This is a genomic window from Pseudomonas juntendi (assembly GCF_021560075.1).
GTDB classification, from domain to species: domain Bacteria; phylum Pseudomonadota; class Gammaproteobacteria; order Pseudomonadales; family Pseudomonadaceae; genus Aquipseudomonas; species Aquipseudomonas juntendi.
The window spans coordinates 3,905,910-3,928,480 of record NZ_CP091088.1; the positions used below are offsets into that span (position 1 = coordinate 3,905,910).

The 22,571-nt window shown below is 64.3% G+C and carries 23 protein-coding genes and 2 pseudogenes; 10 read left to right on the forward strand and 15 right to left on the reverse strand.

Annotated features, from left to right (window positions below; translation table 11 throughout):
- Positions 1 to 27: 27 nt before the first annotated feature.
- Positions 28 to 942 carry a LysR family transcriptional regulator gene (locus L1P09_RS18145; RefSeq protein WP_054905134.1) on the forward strand — a complete coding sequence of 305 codons (915 nt, stop codon included), beginning with the start codon at positions 28 to 30 and terminating at the stop codon, positions 940 to 942.
- A 43-nt stretch (positions 943 to 985) separates the two neighbouring features.
- Here L1P09_RS18145 and L1P09_RS18150 read toward each other — a convergent pair whose 3' ends face one another.
- From L1P09_RS18150 to L1P09_RS18160, 3 genes are read right to left on the reverse strand one after another with little or no spacing between them, the layout of a single operon-like run.
- Positions 986 to 1,507, reverse strand: coding sequence for a DUF2937 family protein (locus tag L1P09_RS18150; RefSeq protein ID WP_054914084.1), 522 nt, complete (start codon positions 1,505 to 1,507; stop codon positions 986 to 988).
- 9 nt (positions 1,508 to 1,516) lie between these two features.
- The gene (locus L1P09_RS18155; RefSeq protein WP_009686794.1) at positions 1,517 to 2,290 is read right to left on the reverse strand and encodes a class II glutamine amidotransferase; all 774 of its coding nucleotides are present in this window, start codon (positions 2,288 to 2,290) and stop codon (positions 1,517 to 1,519) included.
- 14 nt (positions 2,291 to 2,304) lie between these two features.
- Positions 2,305 to 2,802: a hypothetical protein gene (locus L1P09_RS18160; protein WP_009686795.1), complete on the reverse strand. Its 498-nt coding sequence runs from the start codon at positions 2,800 to 2,802 to the stop codon at positions 2,305 to 2,307.
- Between the two features lie 122 nt (positions 2,803 to 2,924).
- Here L1P09_RS18160 and L1P09_RS18165 point away from each other — a divergent pair, with 122 nt between their 5' ends.
- Positions 2,925 to 4,967 (forward strand): S9 family peptidase, encoded by a 2,043-nt coding sequence (locus tag L1P09_RS18165; RefSeq protein ID WP_009686796.1) that lies wholly within the window; start codon positions 2,925 to 2,927, stop codon positions 4,965 to 4,967.
- A gap of 289 nt (positions 4,968 to 5,256) precedes the next feature.
- Here the strand turns inward: L1P09_RS18165 and L1P09_RS18170 are convergent, their stop codons facing one another.
- On the reverse strand, positions 5,257 to 5,535 hold the full coding sequence (locus L1P09_RS18170; RefSeq protein WP_009686797.1) for a hypothetical protein: 279 nt from the start codon (positions 5,533 to 5,535) through the stop codon (positions 5,257 to 5,259).
- A gap of 132 nt (positions 5,536 to 5,667) precedes the next feature.
- Here L1P09_RS18170 and L1P09_RS18175 point away from each other — a divergent pair, with 132 nt between their 5' ends.
- Positions 5,668 to 6,039 (forward strand): YajD family HNH nuclease, encoded by a 372-nt coding sequence (locus L1P09_RS18175; protein ID WP_009686798.1) that lies wholly within the window; start codon positions 5,668 to 5,670, stop codon positions 6,037 to 6,039.
- Positions 6,040 to 6,111: 72 nt separating this feature from the next.
- Positions 6,112 to 6,582, forward strand: a complete 471-nt coding sequence (locus L1P09_RS18180; RefSeq protein ID WP_054905132.1) for an RNA methyltransferase — start codon at positions 6,112 to 6,114, stop codon at positions 6,580 to 6,582.
- Between the two features lie 19 nt (positions 6,583 to 6,601).
- Here L1P09_RS18180 and L1P09_RS18185 read toward each other — a convergent pair.
- Positions 6,602 to 6,790, reverse strand: a pseudogene (locus L1P09_RS18185) (aldehyde dehydrogenase family protein); the annotation flags it as partial.
- Positions 6,781 to 7,008 (reverse strand): annotated as a pseudogene (locus L1P09_RS18190) (GntR family transcriptional regulator); the annotation flags it as partial. The pseudogenes L1P09_RS18185 and L1P09_RS18190, both read right to left, overlap by 10 nt.
- A gap of 200 nt (positions 7,009 to 7,208) precedes the next feature.
- Here L1P09_RS18190 and L1P09_RS18195 point away from each other — a divergent pair.
- Complete coding sequence (locus tag L1P09_RS18195) at positions 7,209 to 7,547, forward strand: YgaP-like transmembrane domain (RefSeq protein ID WP_009686802.1); 339 nt, start codon at positions 7,209 to 7,211, stop codon at positions 7,545 to 7,547.
- A 120-nt stretch (positions 7,548 to 7,667) separates the two neighbouring features.
- Here L1P09_RS18195 and L1P09_RS18200 read toward each other — a convergent pair whose 3' ends face one another.
- Complete coding sequence (locus tag L1P09_RS18200) at positions 7,668 to 8,876, reverse strand: hypothetical protein (RefSeq protein ID WP_235767960.1); 1,209 nt, start codon at positions 8,874 to 8,876, stop codon at positions 7,668 to 7,670.
- A 40-nt stretch (positions 8,877 to 8,916) separates the two neighbouring features.
- A complete protein-coding gene (locus L1P09_RS18205; protein WP_009686804.1) occupies positions 8,917 to 9,366 on the reverse strand; it encodes a YcgN family cysteine cluster protein in 450 nt (149 codons plus the stop codon).
- A 143-nt stretch (positions 9,367 to 9,509) separates the two neighbouring features.
- Between L1P09_RS18205 and L1P09_RS18210 the strand changes: the two genes are divergently transcribed.
- Positions 9,510 to 10,103: a nitroreductase family protein gene (locus tag L1P09_RS18210; RefSeq protein ID WP_235767961.1), complete on the forward strand. Its 594-nt coding sequence runs from the start codon at positions 9,510 to 9,512 to the stop codon at positions 10,101 to 10,103.
- Between the two features lie 104 nt (positions 10,104 to 10,207).
- On the opposite strand, the gene L1P09_RS18215 is transcribed toward L1P09_RS18210, so the two are convergent.
- The 4 genes from L1P09_RS18215 to L1P09_RS18230 all read right to left on the reverse strand — a co-directional run bounded on the left by L1P09_RS18215 (position 10,208) and on the right by L1P09_RS18230 (position 14,316).
- Positions 10,208 to 11,140 carry a D-2-hydroxyacid dehydrogenase gene (locus L1P09_RS18215; RefSeq protein ID WP_054881636.1) on the reverse strand — a complete coding sequence of 311 codons (933 nt, stop codon included), beginning with the start codon at positions 11,138 to 11,140 and terminating at the stop codon, positions 10,208 to 10,210.
- A 2-nt stretch (positions 11,141 to 11,142) separates the two neighbouring features.
- On the reverse strand, positions 11,143 to 11,436 hold the full coding sequence (locus L1P09_RS18220) for a YcgL domain-containing protein (RefSeq protein ID WP_009686808.1): 294 nt from the start codon (positions 11,434 to 11,436) through the stop codon (positions 11,143 to 11,145).
- The gene (gene rnd / locus L1P09_RS18225) at positions 11,433 to 12,566 is read right to left on the reverse strand and encodes a ribonuclease D (RefSeq protein ID WP_009686809.1); all 1,134 of its coding nucleotides are present in this window, start codon (positions 12,564 to 12,566) and stop codon (positions 11,433 to 11,435) included. The genes L1P09_RS18220 and rnd overlap by 4 nt, the downstream gene beginning before the upstream one ends.
- Positions 12,567 to 12,678: 112 nt before the next feature.
- The gene (locus tag L1P09_RS18230; protein WP_009686810.1) at positions 12,679 to 14,316 is read right to left on the reverse strand and encodes a phosphoethanolamine transferase; all 1,638 of its coding nucleotides are present in this window, start codon (positions 14,314 to 14,316) and stop codon (positions 12,679 to 12,681) included.
- A 252-nt stretch (positions 14,317 to 14,568) separates the two neighbouring features.
- On the opposite strand from L1P09_RS18230, the gene L1P09_RS18235 reads away from it, so the two are divergent.
- Entirely contained in the window at positions 14,569 to 14,805 is a 237-nt protein-coding gene (locus tag L1P09_RS18235; protein WP_054905130.1) for a YdcH family protein, read from the forward strand.
- Positions 14,806 to 14,931: 126 nt separating this feature from the next.
- Here the strand turns inward: L1P09_RS18235 and L1P09_RS18240 are convergent, their stop codons facing one another.
- The gene (locus tag L1P09_RS18240) at positions 14,932 to 16,113 is read right to left on the reverse strand and encodes a trans-sulfuration enzyme family protein (RefSeq protein ID WP_029886179.1); all 1,182 of its coding nucleotides are present in this window, start codon (positions 16,111 to 16,113) and stop codon (positions 14,932 to 14,934) included.
- A 92-nt stretch (positions 16,114 to 16,205) separates the two neighbouring features.
- On the opposite strand from L1P09_RS18240, the gene L1P09_RS18245 reads away from it, so the two are divergent.
- On the forward strand, positions 16,206 to 16,667 hold the full coding sequence (locus tag L1P09_RS18245) for an Lrp/AsnC family transcriptional regulator (RefSeq protein ID WP_009686813.1): 462 nt from the start codon (positions 16,206 to 16,208) through the stop codon (positions 16,665 to 16,667).
- Between the two features lie 367 nt (positions 16,668 to 17,034).
- On the opposite strand, the gene L1P09_RS18250 is transcribed toward L1P09_RS18245, so the two are convergent.
- Positions 17,035 to 19,365: an FdhF/YdeP family oxidoreductase gene (locus L1P09_RS18250; RefSeq protein ID WP_235767962.1), complete on the reverse strand. Its 2,331-nt coding sequence runs from the start codon at positions 19,363 to 19,365 to the stop codon at positions 17,035 to 17,037.
- Between the two features lie 236 nt (positions 19,366 to 19,601).
- Between L1P09_RS18250 and moaA the strand changes: the two genes are divergently transcribed.
- Positions 19,602 to 20,606 carry a GTP 3',8-cyclase MoaA gene (gene moaA, locus L1P09_RS18255; RefSeq protein WP_009686815.1) on the forward strand — a complete coding sequence of 335 codons (1,005 nt, stop codon included), beginning with the start codon at positions 19,602 to 19,604 and terminating at the stop codon, positions 20,604 to 20,606.
- 20 nt (positions 20,607 to 20,626) lie between these two features.
- Positions 20,627 to 21,526, forward strand: a complete 900-nt coding sequence (locus L1P09_RS18260; protein WP_235767963.1) for a bestrophin family protein — start codon at positions 20,627 to 20,629, stop codon at positions 21,524 to 21,526.
- 444 nt (positions 21,527 to 21,970) lie between these two features.
- Here the strand turns inward: L1P09_RS18260 and moaB are convergent, their stop codons facing one another.
- Positions 21,971 to 22,510, reverse strand: a complete 540-nt coding sequence (gene moaB / locus L1P09_RS18265; RefSeq protein WP_009681692.1) for a molybdenum cofactor biosynthesis protein B — start codon at positions 22,508 to 22,510, stop codon at positions 21,971 to 21,973.
- Between the last annotated feature and the right edge of the window lie 61 nt (positions 22,511 to 22,571).

Consider the following 22,571-nt stretch of genomic DNA (forward strand, 5'->3'; position numbering starts at 1 on the left):
GCCGGTCTGGAACAAGAAAAACTGATCATGAACCTTCGCTTTCTCGAAACCTTTGTCTGGGTCGCCCGCCTCAAGAGCTTCCGCCTGACCGCAGACAAGCTGTTCACCACCCAGGCCTCGGTCTCCAGCCGTATTGCCGCGCTGGAGGCCGACCTTGGCGTGAAGCTGCTGCTGCGCGACTCGCGCGGCGTCAGCCTGACCCCGGAAGGCGGCAAGGTGCTGGAATACGCCGAACGCATGCTGGACACCGCCAAGGCCATGAAGCAATCGCTGGACAGCGACCGGGCCAAGGTCGGGCGAATTCGCATCGGGGTGATGGACACGGTCATCCACACCTGGATGAGTGCGCTGGTGGCGGAACTGACCGAGCGCTACCCACAGGTAGAAATCGAGCTGGTGGCGGACACTGCACTGAACCTGCGCGAGCAACTGCAAAAGGGGTTTCTCGACGTGATCCTGCAGACCGACCTGCTGCGCGAGCAGTCGATCCGCAGCCTGGATCTGGCGCGCTACCCGATGGGCTGGGTGGTTGCCGCCGGCTCGCCCCAGCACCGCGCTTTCGGCTCGCTGGCCGAGCTTGGTCGGGAGCGGATCATCACCTTCTCGAAGAATTCACGGCCGCACCAGGAGGTGCTGAGCCTGCTGCAGGGTGCCGGGGCTGACGCACCGCGGCTGAACTGCGTGAACTCGGTGGCGGCCATTACCCGGCTGCTACGCGACGGCTTCGGCATCGGCGCGTTGCCACCGGCATTGGTGGATGCCGAGCTGGACCGCGGCGAGCTGGTGTTGCTGGCGGGGCTGCAACCGCCGCCGAGCCTGGAGCTGGTGGTGGCCTGGCAGACCGGCGTGGCGCTGGTGGATGAGGTAGTCGGGCTGTGCCGACAGGTGCTGGAGGGGTATGCACGGGACATGGGTGGGCAGCGGATCGTGCTGGTTTCCTAGGGGGTTGGCGTTGAGAACGCAGTGCCTGTGCTGGCGATCACCCTCAGCGCCAGCTCTCTTTCACCACCCGGCGCCGCCCCCCGAGGATCACCCAGCCAAGCCCCAGCAACAGGCTTTCGACCACGAACGCCAGCACGAACCCTGCGCCAACACCCCAGCCGATGGCCTCGGGCACCAGCAGAATCTGGTAGCTATAGCCGTTGAGGGTTTCTTCACGCAGCTGCGGGTCGGCCTGCACCAGCACATGCCAGGTGCGTGCGGCCCAAGGCCCTTGCAGGGCCTGCCACTCGTTCTCCAGCAACTGGTTGCGGATCATCAGGCTTTCGATGCTGTTGGCGTCACTGTTGAACACCGGGTCATCACTGCTGCGGTAGTGCCGTAGCAAGGCCTGCAGGTCGCCATTGAAAAAGCGCTCGGCCGTCTGCTTGAAGCCGTCCAGCGCCTCGCGCGACTCGTACAGGTGCGCCTCCACCCGCTGGCTGTAGTCTTTCACCAGCCCCGGCACCTGAATACCGGCCAACAAGCCGAAGGTGAACAGCAGCAACCGCAGGTAACTTCTGAACATGCAGCGTCCTTAGCTCTGGCCGTGCGCCACACATTCACCGTGCCGCCACAGGGCCCATTGACCCGGCTCGTAGCGCTGCCAGGTCTCGTTCTCGGTCAGGGCCTCGGTGGCAATCACCGTGACCACGTCGTTGGGGGTGGTTTGCGTATGGAAGTCGACGATCAGGTCGACATCCTTCAAGCGTGCCGCACCAAACGGCGCACGCCGGGTAATGTGCACCAGCTTGGTCGAACAGAAGCAGAACAGCCAGTCACCGTCGCTGAGCATGCAGTTGAACACGCCCTGCCCGCGGTAACCGGCACAGGCTTCGACCAGCACCGGCAACAGCTGTTCCACCGGCACCGGCTCGGGGAAGGCGCTGCGAATGCGGTTGAGCAGGTCGCAAAAGGCCGCTTCGCTGTCGGTATCGCCTACCGGCCGATAGAAACTGCCCAAGCCCTTGAAGGCGCCCAACTGGCCGTTGTGCGCAAAGCACCAGTTACGGCCCCACATTTCGCGCATGAACGGGTGGGTGTTGGCCAGGCAGACCTTGCCGACGTTGGCCTGGCGGATATGACCAATGACCACTTCGCTCTTGATCGGGTAGCGCTGCACCAGGCTGGCTACCTCCGACTCGCTGCTGGCAGCCGGGTCCTGGAACAGGCGCAGGCCGCGCCCTTCATAGAAGCCGATGCCCCAGCCATCGCGGTGCGGGCCGGTGCGGCCACCGCGCTGCATCAGGCCGGTAAAACTGAAGACAATGTCGGTAGGGACGTTGGCACTCATGCCCAACAGTTCGCACATGGCTGTGTCTCCGCTTACAGACGGGGCTCGACCCGGCCATTTCCCCGGGGTGCCGCAGGTGGCGGGAGGTCACGGTAACGGTCGCTGCGCTCGGCGGCCAAAGGGGCCTGGGCGCCGAGCCGGTCATCTTCGGCCTGCTCGCGCTGGGCCGCGGCCTCAGCCTGGGCCCGCCGTTCGCGGGCGCGTTTTTCCAGCGGCCAGCGCAGCAATACGAAGAGGGCATACAAGGCAAAGGCGATCATGCCGTACATGGCAAAATCGGAAACTGCGCGCCAGGCATTGTTGCCAACCTTGAACGCCACATCCAGGGTGGTGATGGCGATGGCCGGGGCGAAGCTGTCCTTGACCGGGTCAACCACGGTCGGCGTCAGCAACAGCACCGCCAGCACCACCCGCAGGGGCTCGCGCAACCAGCGCCACATCCAGCCGGTCAGTTTGAAGCCCACCAGCAGGCAGCCCAAAGCGGCAACCGCGTACAGGCCCCAGGCCAAGGTGTAGTCGTTCTCGATCATGGTGTTCGTGCAAGCCAGGCAAAGAGGTGCCTATGATAAACACTTTTCCGGGCGCACACAGTGTTTGCCTGCGCCGGCCGCTTCGCAGCCGGGCCCAGGCCACCCCAACCAAGAGATCCTCGATGCCGACCAAGCCCCAACCGCCGATTGCCCATGCCGACCAGGCCGCCGACCCGTATGCCTGGCTGCAACAGCGCGACACCCCCGAGGTGCTCGCCTACCTGCAGGCCGAAAACGCCTACCAGCAAGCCTGCCTGGCCGACCAGGCGCCCCTGCGCGAGCAATTGTTCGAAGAGATCAAGGGCCGTATCCAGGAGACCGACCTGTCGCTGCCTTCACCCTGGGGGCCGTACCTGTACTACACCCGCACCACTGCTGGCGACGAATATCCGCGCCACTACCGCTGCCCACGCCCGGCCGACGACAGCAACACCGTCGATGAAAGCCAGGAACAGCTGTTGCTCGACCCCAACGCACTGGCCAACGGCGGCTTCCTGTCGCTGGGCGCGTTCAGTGTCAGCCCCGACCACCGCCTGCTGGCCTACAGCCTGGATACCAGTGGCGACGAGGTCTACAGCCTGTACGTGAAAGACCTCGCCAGCGGCGCGATCACCGCCCTGCCCTTTGAAGACTGCGACGGCAGCATGACCTGGGCCAACGACAGCCAGACACTGTTCTTCGCCGAGCTGGACGACACCCATCGGCCATGGCGCCTGTGCCGCCATACGCTGGGCAGCCCCGGTGCCGAGCGCGTGTTCGAGGAGCCCGACGGGCGCTTCTTCCTGCATTGCTACCGCACCAGTTCCGAGCGCCAGCTGGTGCTGCTGCTGAACAGCAAGACCACCAGCGAAGCCTGGGTGCTGAACGCCGAAACCCCACAGGCACCATTCGTTTGCCTGGCGCCACGTGTCGAGGGCCATGAATACTTCCCCGACCACGGCCAGCTCGACGGCGCGTGGTGCTGGTTTATCCGCACTAACCAGGACGGCATCAACTTCGCCCTGTATTACGCCCCGGCTACCGAGGTACCGGGCCGCGAGCAATGGCAGGCACTGGTGCCGCACCGCGAGGCAGTCATGCTTGAAGGGCTGAGCCTGAATGCCGGCGCCCTGACCCTGAGCCTGCGCGAAGGCGGCCTGCCGATCATCGAAGTGCGCCCGCAAGGTCTGGCGGCCTACCGTGTCGAGCTGCCGGATGCCGCCTACAGCCTGTACGTGCAAGACAGCCTGGAGTTCGCCAGCCCCCGCCTGCGCCTGCGCTACGAAGCACTCAACCGCCCGGCCCAGGTGCGCCAGCTGGAGCTGGCCAGCGGCGCCCAGGTGGTGCTCAAGCAAACACCGGTACTGGGCGCGTTCGATGCCGACGACTATGTCAGCGAACGCTTGTGGGCGACTGCCGCCGACGGCACCCAGGTGCCGATCAGCCTGGTGCGTCGCCGCCAGGACCTGGGCCAGACCGTGCCGCTGTACCTGTACGGCTACGGCGCCTATGGCGAAAGCCTCGACCCGTGGTTCTCGCATGCACGCCTGAGCCTGCTGCAGCGCGGCGTGGCCTTCGCCATCGCCCATGTACGCGGTGGTGGCGAGCTGGGCGAAGCCTGGTACCGTGCCGGCAAGCAGGCGCACAAGCACAACACCTTCAGCGACTTCATCGCCTGTGCCGAACACCTGGTCGCCCAGGGTGTGACGGCGCCCGACCGGCTGGCCATCAGTGGTGGCAGTGCCGGTGGCCTGTTGATCGGCGCGGTGCTCAACCTGCGCCCCGAACTGTTCCGCTGTGCGGTCGCCGAGGTGCCGTTCGTCGACGTGCTCAACACCATGCTCGACCCCGACCTGCCGTTGACCGTGACCGAGTACGACGAGTGGGGCAACCCTGAGGAGCCGGAGGTGTATGCGCGGATCAAGGCATATGCGCCCTACGAGAACGTGAAGGCCCAGGCCTACCCGGCGATGCTGGTGGTGGCGGGCTACAACGACAGCCGCGTGCAGTACTGGGAGGCGGCCAAGTGGGTGGCGCGGCTGCGCACGCGCAAGACCGATGACAACCTGCTGTTGCTCAAGACCGAGATGGGCGCCGGGCACGGCGGGATGAGCGGGCGGTATCAGGGGCTCAAGGATGTGGCGCTGGAGTATGCGTTCGTGTTTGGCGAATTGGGTATCGCTTGAGATTGCCTGGGGCGCTTTGCGCCCCTTTCGCGACTCAAGGCCGCTCTCATAGAACAGTACATAACTTATTGATTTAGCGGGGTCTTTGTGGGAGCGGGCGTGCCCGCGAACACCGACATAGCCGGTGCCAGCCACCGCGCTGGATTCTTCGCGGGCACGCCCGCCCCCACACAGGCCGCGTCGCGGTTACGAATTGAGTTCTCTGCGCGACAGCGCAGCCCGTAGGGCTGTGTTATCTCCCACAGGGCACTGGCCCCCTAGTAATCCCACCGCCAACGCACCGCTGCAGTCAGTCATCATCCTGCGCCGGCTTCGCCGGCTCCGGCCGCAACCCCGGCAAGGGCTGATCCTTCGGCGGCCCGGGCACCGGCATCGGTGGCAGCAAAGGCGCACCCGGCTGGCTGTCATAAGCCTTGGGCGGCGTGCTCGGGGTGATCTGGGGGTAAGGCGTGGGCGTTGGCGTACCCGGCGCACCGGGCACCGGGGTCGCCAGCCGGGGCGGCGTACTGGCGGCATCTGCCATGGGCAGGCCCGCCAGCCACAGCACGGCTAGGATCGCGCGCAACATCAGTAACCTCCTGTCGGGAACCTTCCTACAGGCTACGCCTAAATCAACGCTTTCGCCTGTCCGCCCGCCCTGCAAGCGCGCTAGACTCAATGGCATAACCGTCACCTGCCTGATCAGAACAAAGGAAACACCATGAGCGCCTCCTCTTCCGCTGCCGCCACCGCGCGCCTGGACCGCATTCTCGCCGACGCCAAGCGTGACAAGGAAATGGGCTACCGCGACAAGGCCCTGAGAATGTACCCGCACGTGTGCGGCCGCTGCGCCCGCGAGTTCGCCGGCAAGCGCCTGAGCGAGCTGACCGTGCACCACCGCGACCACAACCACGACAACAACCCCCAGGATGGCTCGAACTGGGAGCTGCTGTGCCTGTACTGCCACGACAACGAGCATTCGCGCTACACCGACCAGCAGTACTTCAGCGAAGGCTCCACCAGCACCCCGAGCATCGCCAAGGCCACGCACAACCCGTTTGCCGGCCTGGCTGGCTTGCTGAAGAAAGACTGACCATCGATTCGCCCCCCGCTGCTACCGGGCAGCCCGTATAATCGCGCTTTTTTTCGCGAAGGGTCCCGGTACGTGGCAAACAAACGATACAGCTGCATCGGCCTGTTCAACCCCAAGTCGCCGGAAAACGTCGGCTCGGTGATGCGCGCCGCGGGCTGCTACGGCGTCAACTCGGTGTTCTACACCGGCAAACGGTATGAGCGCGCCCGTGACTTCGTCACCGACACCAAGCGCGTGCACTACGACATCCCGCTGATCGGCATCGATGACCTGCAACGCATCATTCCGCTGGGCTGCACCCCGGTGGCGGTAGAGCTGGTGGACGGCGCCCGGCCCCTGCCGGAATACACCCACCCGGACCGCGCCATCTACATCTTCGGCCCAGAGGACGGGTCGCTGAGCGAAGAAGTGCGCGGTTGGTGTGAAGAGACCATCTACATCCCGACCGATGGCTGCATGAACCTGGCGGCGACGGTGAATGTGGTGCTGTACGACCGTATGGCCAAGGGGCTGAATACCCGGTCGGGGCCCAAATTCAAGTAAAAAGCCGCCCTTGCTCAGCTCACGAAGCGTTGATCCAGATGGTCTTCAGCTCCATGTATTGGTCATGGGCCCAGATGGACTTGTCGCGCCCACCAAAGCCAGACTCCTTGTAGCCACCGAACGGCGTGGTCACGTCACCTTCGCCGAAGCAGTTGACCGTGACCACCCCGGCGCGGATTTCACGCGACAGGCGCAGCGCAGTTCGATGTAGCCCTCGGCGGCGATCTGCCGCAGCAGTTCGCGCACGGGTGGGCGCGACAGGCCGAATTCGTCGCACAGGGCCAGTTCGTCCACTACCGCCCCCGGGGCCAGTTCCATGCTCAGGATCCGGCGGCGCAGCGCCTCGGCCAACACCGCCTTGCGGTCCGGTGGCACTTGCGCTTCGAGGGGCTGAACGGCTGAATCTGTCTGAGCCTTTGTTTTCAAGGCCTCCAGCGGTTTCGACAGCGGTGATTAAACACCCTTGAAGCTGCATTGCCAAACCGGACAGGGTATTCGCCATATACGACACAGCCAGCTGCTTTTCACCGTTTAAACCCCACCCAGGGCTCGCCGCCGGGCGATGCAACTGAACGCTGGCGTTGCCGTGCAGGTCAGCTGCTTACATTCCACAAGGAGGGTTTGCCATGCTCGATAGCCATTCCGCTGCGTCATCGCAGCACAATGTTCATGGCCTGGAACGTGCCAGCTCACTGGCCGGTGGGGCGCTGATGTTCAGCAAAGGGCTGCGCCGTGGCGGCCTGGTTGGCTTGCTGCAGATGGCGGTGGGCGGCCTGGCCGTGGCGCGTGGGGTCAGCGGGCACTGCGCCACCAAGGCCTGGTGGCAGCGGCACCGGCAGGAGTATCAGCGCTTGCGCTCGGATATCGAGCGTAGCGCGGCGGACCTGGAGGCGTTGAAGGCCAGCGCCGAGGCGGCGACGCGCGGGGTGACGGTGACCGGGAAGGATCCGTTGGCTGGCGGTTGATTGATGCATTGCCTGTGCCGGCCTCTTCGCGGGCTTGCCCGCTCCCACAGGTGTTGCGCATGCCTTAACTTGTAGGAGCGGGCAAGCCCGCGAAAAGGCCGGCACAGGCAAGAAGAATTTCTAGCGCAACGCCTTGCTCTGCAACACCTCAGACCGCCGCCCCAGCACATTCTCGCTGATCTGCACGAACTCTTCGGTACTTACGCTCGGCAAGCGCATCAACCCGCGCACCACATCATCCAGCGAACGCTTGGCCTGGGTATGGATGCGGATTTCCTTGTCCAGCGCCTGCAGCAGCATTACCCCACGGGCGACCTGCGCAGGGGTGGCCTGTTCGCCACGCAGCCGGGTCACCTTCGCGCCCTGCTTGCTCAGGCGCGCCTGCCAGGCCTGGTAGCGGTCGTCGCTCACCCCGCCAGAGCGGCGCAGCAACTCGCTGGCGTAGTAATCGGTCAGGCTTTCCACCAACCAGTCATTGCCATCACGGGCGCGGATCTGGGCAAACAACTGCACCACCTCACGCAATAACGGGCTGCTGCCGTTCTCGCTGACCATCGGCCTGCCACTGTGCAGGTACACCGACCCCTGCGCCGCCATCGCCCCACGCCACATCCCGTCACGCGCGCCCACCAGCAACAGCTTCGGCGGGTTGCGCGGGAACACTGCCTGCAGTTGCGGCCAGACGAAGGTGAGCAAGGTCAGGCTGTCCATACGCCGCATGCCCTGCCCCACCGGCGCGGCCACGGTCACGTCGGTATCGCCCAGACGGGCGCGGCGGCTGCCCAGGTCACCGGCGAGCATCCAGCCAGTAGGGCGGTCGAACAGGCGCGATAAATTGTCGATGCGGAACTTGTCCTGGCCGACGCGCGGCCAGGGCGTTTCGATGCTCTTCCAGCCCGCTGGCAGGTCGAAGGCCAGGCGCGCCACCAGCTCTGTTCCATCCTGCTGGTCGAGGCGCGCTGGCGGCACCAGCTGGTCGCCCAGGAACAACGCCCAGTGCGGGGTGATACGCGACGAAAACGCGCCACTGGCAAGCTTCTGGTCCAGCAGCACGCGGTAGCTGAGGCTAGTCTTGCCGGCCGCAGGCTGCCATACCCCCCGCTGCCCGTTCAGTTGCCATTGGCCATCGGCCTGGAAGCCGCTGTAGGCCCCGGCCTTGCCCAGGTCGAAGTCAAGGCTGCGCACCGCGCTGCCGTCCGCCAGGGTCAGGCGAACTTCTGCCTGGCCGCTGGCGGGCAACAGGCGCACTTCGTAATCGAGATTGACCTTTTTCGCCCAGGCGGGCGCACTGGCCATCAGGCCCAACAGCAACAACAGCTGGCAACGCATACAGAAACTCCTTGTTCCCCGTGGCAGCGGGCCGCGCTGCTCAGCTGGCGCGGAAAATCAGGTGGTCTTCCCAGTCGTCTTCGTGCACATCCTGCTCCCTGAGCATACGCCCCGCCTGGGAAATGCGCTGCTCATGGACCTGTTGGCGGTCGCCACAGACCAGGTGGTGCCAGGCGGGCAAGTCCTTGCCCTCGCTGACCAGGCGGTAACCACAGGTACTGGGCAGCCAGGTGAACTGGTCGGCCTTGCCCGGGGTGAGCTGGATGCAATCCGGCACCTGGGCGAAGCGGTTGGGGTAGTCGCTGCACTGGCAGGTTTGCAGGTCCAGCAGCTTGCACGCGATACGCGTGTAATAGACGCTGTTGTCGTCCTCGTCCTCGAGCTTTTGCAGGCAGCACAGGCCGCACCCGTCGCACAGCGACTCCCACTCCTGGGCATTGAGTTGTTCGAGGGTCTTGCGCCGCCAGAACGGCGCGTTGTCAGCGATCATTACACGGTTACCTGCATTCATCTTGTGGTCGCGGCGCGCAGCGGCGCCAGTCTAGAGCCTGGCCTTGAGCAAAGCCAGGCCGCTTGTCAGTCGCTACGCGAAGCAGTAGCGTGCGCGTTTTCCGTCCGTTTGCAGGAGCCGCCATGAGCGCCAACCCCCGCGTTGCCGATTACGCCATCAACGAGCAATTCATCAACCGCTGGTCGCCCCGCGCCTTCACCGCCGAACCGATCAGCGAAGAGACCCTGCTGAGTTTCCTCGAAGCTGCCCGCTGGGCACCGTCGGCGTACAACTCGCAGCCTTGGCGCTTCCTGTATGCCCGCCGTGACACCCCGAACTGGGAGCGCTACCTGAGCCTGCTGGTACCGTTCAACCGTAGCTGGGCGCAACAGGCGTCGGCGCTGGTGCTGGTGATGTCCAAGACCACTTTCGCCGCCCCGGGTGCCACCGAAGAAAAACCGGCACTGTGGCACACCTTCGACACCGGCTCCGCCTGGGGCCACCTGGCCCTGCAGGCCAGCATCAGTGGTTGGCATACCCACGGCATGGCCGGTTTCGACCAGGCGCTGGCGCGTCAGGAGCTGAAGATCCCTGAAGGCTACGAGCTGCATGCCATGGCGGCGATCGGCAAGCTCGGCGACAAGGCCAGCCTGGACGAAGCGTTGCAGGCGCGTGAAGTGCCCAGCCCGCGCAAGCCGCTGAGCGAGCTGGCGGCTGAGGGGGATTTCAGCCTGTAAGTTTTGGGTTGGCAGTACTGGCCCATTCGCGGGTAAACCCGCTCCTACGCCACCCATTGTAGGAGCGGGTTCACCCGCGAACAGGCCGGCACAGGCCAAAGCAGTCAATAGCCCCTGGCGAAGTCCACTTCACCGCGCAACCCCTGCCCGGCTTCATACGCCCGCATATTCTCGACAAACAACCGCACCATCGCCGCCGGCGAGGTGGGCGCCGAGCTGTGCCCGGTCAGCAGCAAGCCCCAGGCCGTCCAGAACGGGTGCTGCCTGGGCAACGGCTCCTGGCGGCACACATCGATCACCGCCCCGGCCAGATGCCCCTCCTTCAACGCCGCTACCAGGTCGGCATCGACCACCGCCGCACCCCGCCCGGCATTAATGAACAGCGCCGTGGGCTGGAAGCACTTGAACAGTGCGGCGTTGTACAGGTCGTGGGTAGCCGGGGTATCCGGCAGCAGGTTGAGCACGTAGTCGACCTGGCCAACCATGCGCGGCAGGTCGGCCAGCGCCGCCACTTCGACGAACGGTGCCTGCTCGCGGGCGCTGCTGGCAACGCCGTACAGCACCACGCCAAACGGCTGCAGGAACTCGGCCACGCGCTGGCCGATGTCGCCGGTGCCCACGATCAGCACCCTGCGCCCTTCCAGCGTGCGCCCCGGGCGGTCGTCCCAGCGCCGCTCGACCTGGCTGACCAGGCGCGACAGCACCTCGCGCTCATGGCCAAGCATGTAGGTGAGCATGTACTCGGCCATTACCTGGCCGAAAATGCCCACCGCTCGGGTCAGGCGATAGTCACGCGGCAAGCCGTCGGCCAGCAACGGTGTGATGCCGGCCCAGGTCGACTGCAGCCAGCGCGGTTGGTGGCCCTGGCGCAGCAAGCTCGCCAGCAGGTCGGGCTGGCCCAGCCACACCGGGCAACGCGGCGCCTGGCGGGCCAGTTCGGCCGAGTCGCCACTGGTCAGGATTTCCAGTTCAGGCGCGGCTGCGCGCAAAAGCGCGGCGTAGCGGGCATGGTCATGCTCGGCAATCAGTACGCGCATGTTCAGGCCGGGTCGTTGCGGCGCAGTAGCTCTTCGGGCAGGTGCTCGATGTACTCGTCATCCGGCGGTGGCATCTGCAGGTGGTAGCCCTGGTTATCGAGGTTCTCCAACACCTTGGTGATGTCTTCGCGGGCCAGCTTGCGTTCCGGGCTGAGCACCAGGTCGAAGGCATGCACGGGGGTGCCGAAGAACGGCAGCAGGCCTTCTGGCACGCGCTCAAGGCCGTCAGCCTTGAGCACGTACAGGTACATTTCGTTCTTGCGGGGGCTCTTGTAGATGGAGCAAATGCGTTTCATCGGGTCTCTCCGGCGCCTGCAAGGCTGTCCAGCAGGGCCTGGCCCATACGCTCACGGCGCCAGCCGCGCAGCGAATCGGGCAATTGATAAGGGCCATTGGGGTAACCGCTCTTGAGCAGTGCCTCCAGGGCTTTTTTACGCAGCATCAGCTCAGGGGCAATGCCCAGGCGCTCGCCTTCGGCCTGGCCGATGGCGCGCAGCTGCTTGAGGATGCCGCTGGCTTCGATCGGCAGCGGTTCGGGCAAGGGCGCTGGCCACTGCTCGGCAGGCAGGCTGGCGGCGCGCTTGATCAGCTGGATAAGAAACTCACCGTCCTGACGAATGGTGCGCGGGTGCATCTCTTCAACCTTGGCCAGTGCCGACAGGTTGCTCGGCTGGTTCTTGGCAATGGGCCACAGCGAGTGTTCCTTGAGCACGCGGTTGCGGGGTACATCGCGGCTGCGGGCAGTACGCTCGCGCCAGGCGCACAGCTCACGCAGCACGGCCAACTGCTGGGGCGCCAGCTTCCAGGCCAGCTTGACGTCGCGGTACAAGGTGGCTGGCTCGACTTCGCGACGCAAGGCGGCGACCAGCTCGGCGCCATCCTCCAGCACCCAGGCGTATTTGTCGTCGCTAAGGCGCGGGCGCAGCACGGTAAACAGCTCGGCCAGGTGCACGGCATCTTCGGCCGCGTAGCTGACCTGGGTGTCCGACAGCGGGCGCTGCAGCCAGTCGGAGCGGGTTTCGCCCTTGGGCAGGTCGATGCCCAGCACTTCCTGCACCAGGCGCGAGTAGCCCATGGAAAAGCCAAGGTTCAGGTAACCGGCGGCCAGCTGGGTGTCGAACAACGGTTGTGGCAACTTGCCGGTCAGGCGCAACAGCACTTCGAGGTCTTCGCTGCAGGCATGCAGCACCTTGACCACACCACTGTTTTCCAGCAGCTCGGCCAGGGGTTGCCAGTTGCCGATCAGCAGCGGGTCGATCAGGAAGGCCCGTTGGCCGTCGCCAATCTGGATCAGCCCGGCCTTCGGGTAAAAGGTGTCGACCCGCATGAACTCGGTATCGACGGCGACAAACGGCAGTTGCTGCCAGTCGCGGCAGTGTTCAGCCAGGCTCTGGTCGTCACATATCCAGTGAATTTCGATGGCCACAAGGCTCTCCCACTAACATTGGCGCGCAGTATATACGGCGCGGGCACTGCTGGTGAAACCCGGGCCATCCTTGATATCGATCAATGGTGCGTTTGCACACAGGGTGTAGGCGTCAGCGCTTGGCCGTCAGCCACGGGCGGCAACTGGCGAACATGTCCAGCGACCGTTGGTAGACCTCGGTGTGTACCTGCAGCAGGCCAAGCATCGAGTGGAACAGGTTGTCTTGCGACAGCGGGGCGTCGCTGAGCTTGGCCAAGCAGTCGGTATCGAGGCCGAAGTCCTCTTTGTAGCTGTCGGAGAACCAGGTCAGCAGCGGAACGTGCTTCTGCTGCTCGGGGGCGATGGCGTACGGTGTGCCGTGCAGGAACAGGTTGTACTCACCCAGCGACTCGCCATGGTCGGACAGGTAGATCATCGCCGTGTCCACCTTGTCCTGCTTGCTGCGCAGGGTGTCGATCAACGAGGCCAGGACCTTGTCGGTGTAGGCCAGGGTGTTGTCGTAGCCGTTGATGATTTGCTGTTCGCTGCACTGGTTCAGGGCGTTGCTCTGGCACACCGGGCTGAAACGCTCGCCGCCTTCGGGGTAGCGCTTGAAGTACTCGGGGCCATGGCTGCCCATCTGGTGCAGCACCAGCACGGTGTCCTTGTCGAGGTTGTCGATCAGCGCATCCAGGCCTTGCAGCAGGATCTGGTCATGGCATTCACCGCCGGCGCACAGTTGCGGGTCCTTGAGGTTGCTGACATCGATGAACTGCACGCGATCGCAAGTGCCCTTGCAACCCGACTGGTTGTCCCGCCACTGCACGGCAAGGCCGGCACGCTGGAGGATGTCCAGCAGCCCTTCGCGGTTCTTGGCGACACTGGCGTCGTAGTCCTTGCGCTGCATGCCAGAGAACATGCACGGTACCGAAACCGCCGTTTCCGTGCCGCACGAATGCACGTCGGAGAACGCCAGCAGGCCCTGCTCCTTGGCCAGGTTCGGCGTGGTATCGCGGCCATAGCCCAAGACACCGAAGTGGTCTGCCCGGGCACTTTCCCCGACCACCAGCACGGTCAGCGATTTGCGCTCATGTTTCTGCCAGGCCACATCACGCTTGGCATCTTCGCCGTAAGGCTGGAACGGCCGCGCTGCGGTACCAACCCGTTCGCCGACATAACCAATGGAGGCGCCCACGATATTGCTTGGGGTCAGCATCAGGCGCAGTTCGTGGTGGTTGCGAAACAGCGACGACAGCCCTTGGTAGTTAACCAGCGCCACCGAACCCAGCGCCACCACGCAGGCACCACTCACCAGCAGCTTGCCAAGCAGTTCGCGCTGCCAGCGGCGGTAGGCGATCTGCGCCTTGCACACCAGCACCGAAGGCAACACCCCCAGCAGCAGGATGTAAGCGGCAAACTTGAACGACATCAGGTCGCGCACTTCCGCCACATTGGTTTCGGCCATGTTGCGGAACATGCCCGCATCAATAAGTACGCCGTACTGGTTCATGAAGTAAGCCACGCCGGCGCCACTGATGAACAAGACCACAAGTAACGGCTTCAACACATAACGGAAGGCAAATAAAGTGAGTACCAGGTTGAACGCGAACAGCATCAGCACGGCGAACGCCAGAATCAGCCACAACCCCGACAGGCCGGGGGGCACGACCGCTTGCAGATGCTCCCAAAGGAACATGTTGAAGCCGATCAGCAGGTACAGGCTGGCCAGCAGCGTGACCCATTCAGTCCGCAGGGATTTGAAATTGAGCATCAGTGTTCGCAATCAAGAGTGGTTATCAACCCCACGGCCCGACGGCACTGTGGGAAAGTTGGGCGAACTCTAGAAAGCGCACCATCAATTTTTTGTGAAAAAGTCGGTAACAATTTAGTGATGGCGAGGCTTTTGCCCGTTAATGCGGTTTTCTTCAGCTGCCGTTCAGCCTGCAGCCCGTGAACGGCTTGCGCAAAGACGGCTATCCTCAGTGGTCAGGACCCAATCGACAAACCTGACAGAGGTGAAGAAATGCCAGTTCCGCATGATCTGCTCGCTGACCTGCACATTACCGCTGAGAAGTTCCAGGCACTGATGGACAACGACCAGGCGCTGCATGCACTGCACAAGGAATACAACGCCAAGGACAAGGAGGTGGTGGCCGCCGAAGGCAACGGCACCAACGACGACGCCGTCAACCGCCTGCGCAAGGAGCGGTTGCTGATCAAGGACAAGATCGAACGGATCATTCATTCGCCCAAATCCTGACCGAGCATTTTCTTTGAATTCACCGGCCCTATCGCCGGCAAGCCGGCTCCCACAGGGGTCCCACAGTACTGCGAACTTGTGATGCACCTGTGGGAGCCGGCTTGCCGGCGATAGGGCCGCAAGCCCTCACACAGCAACCAGCGCTTTCAACGCCCCATCCAGGTCCTCGATCAGGTCGCGGTAATCCTCGATCCCCACCGACAGCCGCAGCAGGTTCTCGCTGATGCCCATCACGCCCTTCTGCTCCGGGCTCAGCGAGCAGTGGGACATGCTCCACGAGTGGTTGATCATGCTCTCCACCCCGCCCAGCGAGTCGGCCAATACAAAGATCTGCAGCGCCTCGACCAGGCGGTTGAGCGCGGCGCGGTCGCCCTTGACCTTCATCGCCACCACCGCCCCGCCACTGCGCATCTGGCGCTTGCACAGTTCATGCTGCGGGTGGCTTTCCAGCCCGGGGTAATACACCTGCTCCACCTGCGCGTGGTTTTCCAGAAAGCGCGCCACCTGCAAGGCATTGGCGCACTGGCGCTCCATGCGCACATCCAGGGTCTTCAGGCCACGCAGGGCCAGGTAGCAGTCGAACGGCCCCTGCACCGCGCCGATGGCCATGCTGATGCGGCGCAGGCGCGCCAGCAGCGCGTCATTGGCCGCGACCACCACCCCGCCAGTCAGGTCGGAGTGGCCACCAATGTATTTACTGGCCGAGTGCATCACCAGGTCCACCCCCAGGTTGATCGGGCGCTGGTTCCACGGCGAGCAGAAGGTGTTGTCGATGCAGGTGAGGATGCCCTTGGCCCGCGCCAGGTCGCACACCGCCTTGATGTCGACCAGGTGCAACAACGGGTTGGTCGGCGACTCGATCCAGATCAATTGGGTTTCGGGCTTGATCGCCGCGGCCACCGCGCCCAGGTCGTTGAGGTCGACATAGGTGGTGGTCAGGCCTGAAGTACGGCTGCGGTAGTCTTCGAGGATACGGAAGGTGCCCCCGTACACGCCGTTCATCACGACCACGTGGGCATCCTTGGGCAGCAGCTCCAGGACCGTGGCGGTGGCATTCACCCCCGAGGCGCAGGCCACGGCACCCACGCCCTCTTCCAGCGCGGCTACGCAGGTTTCGTAGGCATGCCGGGTGGGGTTGCCCACGCGGCTGTAGGAGTACTCCGGCTTGTCGTCGAGGCTGCGTTTGGTGAACGAGCTGGCGGTGACGATGGCCGGGAAAATGGCATTGTCGGCAACACTGAACTGCTCGCCAGCGTGAATGGCACGGGTGGCGAAATTGCGCGGCTTGTCGGACATGGTCAGGCCCATTGGCAGAATGAAAGCTGCCACTATGGCACAAGCCAAATCGCCTGGCCTTGGGGTAACCTGTGAAATATTTTCCGGCACGGCCAGCGCGCGATATGGACAGCTTCGACCAGCACATTCTTACCCTGCTTCAGCGCGACGCCTCGATGTCGCTCAAGGACCTGGCCGAAGCCGTCAACCTGTCCACCACCCCGTGCTGGAAGCGAGTCAAGCGCCTGGAAGAAGAAGGCTACATACTCGGCCGTGTCGCCCTGCTGGCCCCCGAACGGCTAGGGCTGGGGCTGACGGTGTTCGTCCAGCTCAAGACCCAGCGCCACGACAGCGCCTGGCTGGCGCAGTTTGCCGCGACCGTTACCGGGTTCGAGGAGGTGATGGAGTGCTACCGCATGTCTGGCGACTGGGACTACATGTTGCGGGTGGTGGTGGGAGATATTGCGGCGTATGACCGGTTTTACAAAAAGCTGATTACCAGCACCGAGGGGTTGTCGAACATTACCTCCAGTTTTGCCATGGAGCAGATGAAGTACACCACGGCTTTCCCGGTGAACCGTGGCTGATGGCTGCGGGGCATATTGCCGGCAAGGCGCACAGGGATTGCATCAGGGCTGACAGGTGGTTGCCAGGCGATATGCAGCGCCTGGGAGATCGAGCGCCGCCCGCGCGGCGCATCGCGAGCTTTGCTCGCTCCTACGTTTGTTTCGGGCCAATTATGCCTGGGGGATTGGCGCGCGAACGCTTTGGCGCATGCCTCAATATTGGGCCGGACAAACAAGGCGGTCGCGCGCACCTGGCACATGGGTTACTGGCCCGAAACAAACGGAGCGAGCAAAGCTCGCGATGCGCCGCGCGGGCGGCGCTCGATCTCACAGGCGCTGAAGATCCTGCGCCTACCCCCGCCCGCGACAGGGCCCTTGCAGGCGCCCGTCAATCCGAAGCCAGCACCGCCGCAATCCGGTTCCCGGCCTTGGCCTTCTCCAGCTTGATCGCCACAAACTTCGAGGTCGGGGTGTACGTCCCCTCGCCATAACTCTCCAGCGGCACCAGCGGGTTGGTCTCGGGGTAGTAAGCCGCCGCCTGCCCTTGCGGCACGTCATACGCCACCAGGCGGAACCCCGACACCCGCCGCTCCACACCATCCTCCCACAGCGACACCAGGTCCACGTGCTCACCCGGCTCGAAGCCCAGGCGGCGGATGTCGGACTCGTTGACGAACACCACTTCGCGCAGGCCGAACACCCCACGGTAGCGGTCGTCCAGGCCATACAGGGTGGTGTTGTACTGGTCGTGCGAACGCAGGGTCTGCAAGATCAGGTCGGGCTTGTCCCCGCGGGCCAGCACCTTGGCGTTGACCAATGCCTCGGGCAGCGTGTGGGGCATGAAGCGCGCCTTGCCGGTGGCCGTGCGGAAGTTGCGCTCGGCAGCGTGGTTACCCAGGTGGAACCCGCCAGGGCTGTTCAAGCGCTCATTGAAACGCGCGAAGCCGGGGATGACGTCGGCAATCATGTCGCGGATGCGGTTGTAGTCGGCCACCGCATAGGCCCAGTCGATCGGCTGGTTGCCCAGCGTGGCCTTGGCCATGCCGGCGATGATCCATGGCTCCGAACGCATGTGCGGCGAGCGCGGGCGCAACTGGCCATGGGAGAGGTGCACCATGCTGAAGGTGTCTTCCACGGTCACGCCCTGGGGCCCTGCGGCCTGCAGGTCGATTTCGGTACGGCCCAGGCATGGCAGGATCAGCGCGTCGCGGCCGGTGACCAGGTGCGAGCGGTTGAGCTTGGTGGAAATCTGCACGGTCAGCGCACACTTCTGCAGCGCGGCATGGGTACGCGGTGTATCCGGGGTGGCTTGGGCAAAGTTGCCGCCCAGGGCGACAAACACCTTGGCCCGCCCCTCCTCCATGGCCTTGATCGCCAGCACCGCATTGTGCCCGTGGGCACGCGGCACACGGAAGCGGAAGCGTTTTTCCAGGGCGTCGAGCAGTGCTGCCCGGGGCTTCTCGTCGATGCCCATGGTGCGGTCGCCCTGCACGTTGCTGTGGCCGCGCACCGGCGACAGGCCAGCGCCGGGCTTGCCGACGTTGCCGCGCAGAAGCTGCAGGTTGACGATTTCCTGCACGGTGGCCACCGAATGGCGGTGCTGCGTCACGCCCATGGCCCAGCACATGATGACCCGCTCGGCCTTGCGGTACATACGCGCGGCCAGTTCGATCTCGGCCAAGGTCAGGCCAGACTGCTCAACGATGTGTTCCCAAGCCGTGGCGTCGACCGCCGCCAGGTAGCCATCGATACCGCTGGTGTGCTCGGCGATGAAGGCGTGGTCGAACACCGGCGGTTCGCCCTTGGCCTGGGCCTCGCGTTCCCACTGCAACAGGAACTTGGCAATACCGCGCATGGCCGCCATGTCGCCCCCCAAGGCTGGGCGGAAGTACGCGCTGGAAGTCGGCTCGGAGCCATTGCTGAGCATTTCGAACGGGTGCTGCGGGTGCTGGAAACGCTCCAGGCCACGCTCTTTGAGCGGGTTGAAGCACACCACCTGGGCACCGCGCTTGACCGCTTCACGCAGCGGTTCGAGCATGCGCGGGTGGTTGGTGCCAGGGTTCTGGCCAATCACGAAAATGGCATCGGCCAGTTCCAGGTCGTGAAACACCACGGTGCCTTTGCCCACCCCCAGGGTTTCCGACATGCCCGAGCCGCTGGCTTCGTGGCACATGTTGGAGCAGTCCGGGAAATTGTTGGTGCCATAGGCACGCACGAACAGCTGGTAGAGAAACGCCGCTTCATTGCTGGCCCGGCCCGAGGTGTAGAACTCGGCTTCGTCCGGCGATTGCAGTGCGCGCAGGTGCCGGGCAACCAGCTCGAACGCTTCTGCCCAGGTGGTTTCCACGTAATGGTCGGTGGCTGCGTCATAGCGCATCGGGTGCGTCAGGCGGCCTTGGTACTCAAGCCAGTAGTCGGTCTGCTGCTTCAACGCGCTGACGCTGTACTTGGCAAAGAAGGCCGGGTCCACCGAGCGGCCGGTGGCTTCCCAGTTGACCGCCTTGGCGCCGTTTTCGCAGAACTTGACCATGTCGCTTTCCGGCGACTCGCCCCAGGCACAGCCAGGGCAGTCGAAGCCGCCGTTCTGGTTGGTCTTGAGCATGGCACGCAGGTTCTTGAAGGCGTTGTCACTGCCCAGCCAGCTCTTGGTCACGCTTTTCAGCGCCCCCCAGCCGGCGGCGGCGCCTTTGTAGTCCCTGATGTGTTCGTCCTGGCTCATGCGGTGAATCCTCACGCTTCGGTGCTTTGTTTCAGCCTATGGAGCGTGGGGCGGGGCGTCCAATCGAAAGATCTTACGGCGTGATAAGCGCTTTCGATCACGGCAGCCAGGCGAGGAGCTGCCAGGCCGCATGATAGAGACCGTCGATCATGCAGTCGGACAAAGCAATTTGACGGCCCTGCGCCCAGGTTATAGCTTGGACAGAAATGCCCCCCTTCCCAGACGCGAGCGCGAACGTGGAACAGAACAGCCGGGCCCTGATCGACGGCTTCAACCGGAAAATCGACTACCTGCGGATGTCGGTCACCGACCGCTGCGACTTCCGTTGCGTGTACTGCATGGCCGAAGACATGCAGTTCCTGCCGCGCCAACAGATTCTCAGCCTGGAGGAACTGTTCCAGGTGGCCGAGCGCTTCGTCGCCCTCGGCACCCGCAAAATCCGCCTGACCGGCGGCGAACCCCTGGTGCGCCAGGGCATCGTCGACTTGTGCGGGCGCATCGCCGCCCTGCCCGGTCTGCGCGAACTGTGCCTGACCAGCAACGGCTCGCAGCTTGGCCGCTTGGCCCAGCCGCTGTTCGACGCGGGCGTTACACGCCTGAACATCAGCCTCGACAGCCTGGACGCCGACCGCTTCAAGCAACTGACCCGTACCGGCGACCTGCACCAGGTGATTGCCGGCATCGACGCAGCCCGGCAGGCCGGTTTCAAGCGCACCAAGCTCAACTGCGTGGTGCTCAAGGGCCGCAACGACCATGAGCTGGTCGACCTGGTGCGCTTTGCCATCGACCGCGAGCTGGACATCACCTTCATCGAAGAAATGCCCCTGGGGGTGATCAGCGAGCATGAACGTGGCGAGTCGTTCTGCTCCAGCGATGAAGTACGGGCGCTGCTGGCTGAACAGTTCACCCTGGTGGAGTCCACCGAAACGTCGCAGGGGCCGGCCCGTTACTGGCGCCTGGCCGAGGCGGCCAACACCCGGGTCGGCTTCATTTCGCCGCACAGCCACAACTTCTGCGCCACCTGCAACCGCGTGCGCCTGACCGTCGAGGGCCGCTTGCTGCTGTGCCTGGGCAACGAGCATTCGGTAGACCTCAAGCACGTGCTGCGGGCCCACCCGGGCGACCCCGACCGCCTGGAAAAGGCCATCCGCGATTCGCTGCACCTGAAGCCCTACCGCCATCACTTCGAAGTCGGTGGCGACGTGCAGATCCTGCGCTTCATGAACATGACCGGCGGCTGAGCAGCTGCCTCTGGATTGCCATGATCGTCCACCCCGCACCCGATGTGTTGCGCGTGTTGTTCACCCTCAAGGGTTCGATCATCAAGCGCATTGCCCTGCGCTGCCTGATGGTCACCCTGCTGGCGGCACTGATTGTGCTGGTCGAGCGCCATTACCCGGCGTTTTTCTACCCGGTCAGCGCCACCCCATTCACCTTGCTGGGCCTGTCGCTGTCGATCTTCATGAGCTTTCGCAACAACGCCTGCTATGACCGTTGGTGGGAGGGGCGCAAGGCCTGGGGCAAGCTGATCATCGAGACCCGCTCGTTCGTGCGTGAGAGCGTGGTGATCGGCGATGAAGCACTACGCCGTGAGCTGCTGCGCAGCCTGTGCGGGTTTGCCCATGCGCTGAATGCGCGGTTGCGCAACGAAGACGACCTGGCTGCCGCCCGCCCATGGTTGCCCCGGCCCGAGTCGCTCAACCCGCACAACGTGTGCGACAGCATCCTGCGTGAGGTGGGCAGCCAATGCTCGCGGCTGGCCGAGCGACAACAGATCAGTGACTGGCGTTACAGCCTGCTGGAGCAGCGGCTGGTGGGGCTGACCGAGGTGCAGGCCACCTGCGAGCGGATCAAGGGCACGCCACTGCCGTTTCCCTACACGCTGTTGTTGCACCGCACCATCTACATCTTCTGCCTGTTGTTGCCGTTTGCCCTGGCCGAGCCGCTGGGCTGGCTGGCGCCGCTGTTCACCACCATCGTGGGGTACACGTTCTTCGGGCTGGATGCGATTGGCAACGAACTGGAAGACCCGTTCGGGCGGGATGAGAATGACCTGCCTACCGATGCCATGGTGCGGACGGTGGAGCGGGATGTACTGGCAGGGTTGGGGGACCAGCAGTTGCCGCCGGCGTTGTTGCCGGTGGGGCATGTGTTGAGCTAAGGGCCCTATCGCCGGCAAGCCAGCCCACAGGGATCGCCTTAGGGCTGACAGGTGTTTGCCACAAGGTATGGCAGCGCCTGTTAGAGCGAGCGCCGCCCGCGCGGCGCAATCGCGAGCTGCGCTCGCTCCTACGTTTGTTTCGGGCCAATTATTCCTGTGGGATTCGCGCGCGAACGCCTTGGTGCATGCCTCAATATCGCGCCGTACAAACAAGGCGGCCGCGCGCGCCTGTCACAGGCGTTACTGGCCCGAAACAAACGTAGGAGCGAGCGCAGCTCGCGATTGCGCCGCGCGGGCGGCGCTCGATCTCACAGGCGCTGAAGATGCTCCGGCTACCCTTGCCAGGAACCATAGAATCTCCCACAGGGACCACACAGATTTCAGAACCTGTGCAATACCTGTGGGAGCCGGCTTGCCGGCGATAGGGCCGGTACAGGCGAACGATCAGCCCCGGCTTGCACAGGCCTCGATGGGCAGCAGGTGCTTGACGAAGTTGCACGGCCGGTGCCGGGCATCCAGCTGCTCGGCCAGGATCCCCTCCCACGCAGTACGGCAAGCCCCGGTAGACCCCGGCAGGCAGCACACCAGCGTGCGGTTGGCCAGCCCGGCCAGCGCCCGGCTCTGCACGGTCGAGCTGCCGATATCCAGAATCGACAACGCGCGGAACAGCTCGCCAAAGCCATCGACATGTTTGTCCAGCAGGCACCCGACCGCCTCTGGCGTGCTGTCGCGGCCGGTAAAACCGGTACCGCCGGTGATCAGCACCACCTGCACCTGGTCATCGGCAATCCAGGTGGCCACCTGGGCGCGGATCTTGTACAGGTCGTCCTTGAGCAGCGCCCGTGCCACCAGGCGGTGGCCGACCTCTACCGAACGGCTGGCCAGCAGCTGCCCAGAGGTGTCGTTGTCATAGGAACGGGTGTCGCTGACGGTCAGTACGGCGATGTTCAGCGGGACGAAGACTGCATCGGGTTGGACGCGCACAACAGGAACTCCTTGAATGGCCTTGTCGCCACGCTAAGGGGATGCTCCGAGGGCGTCCAAT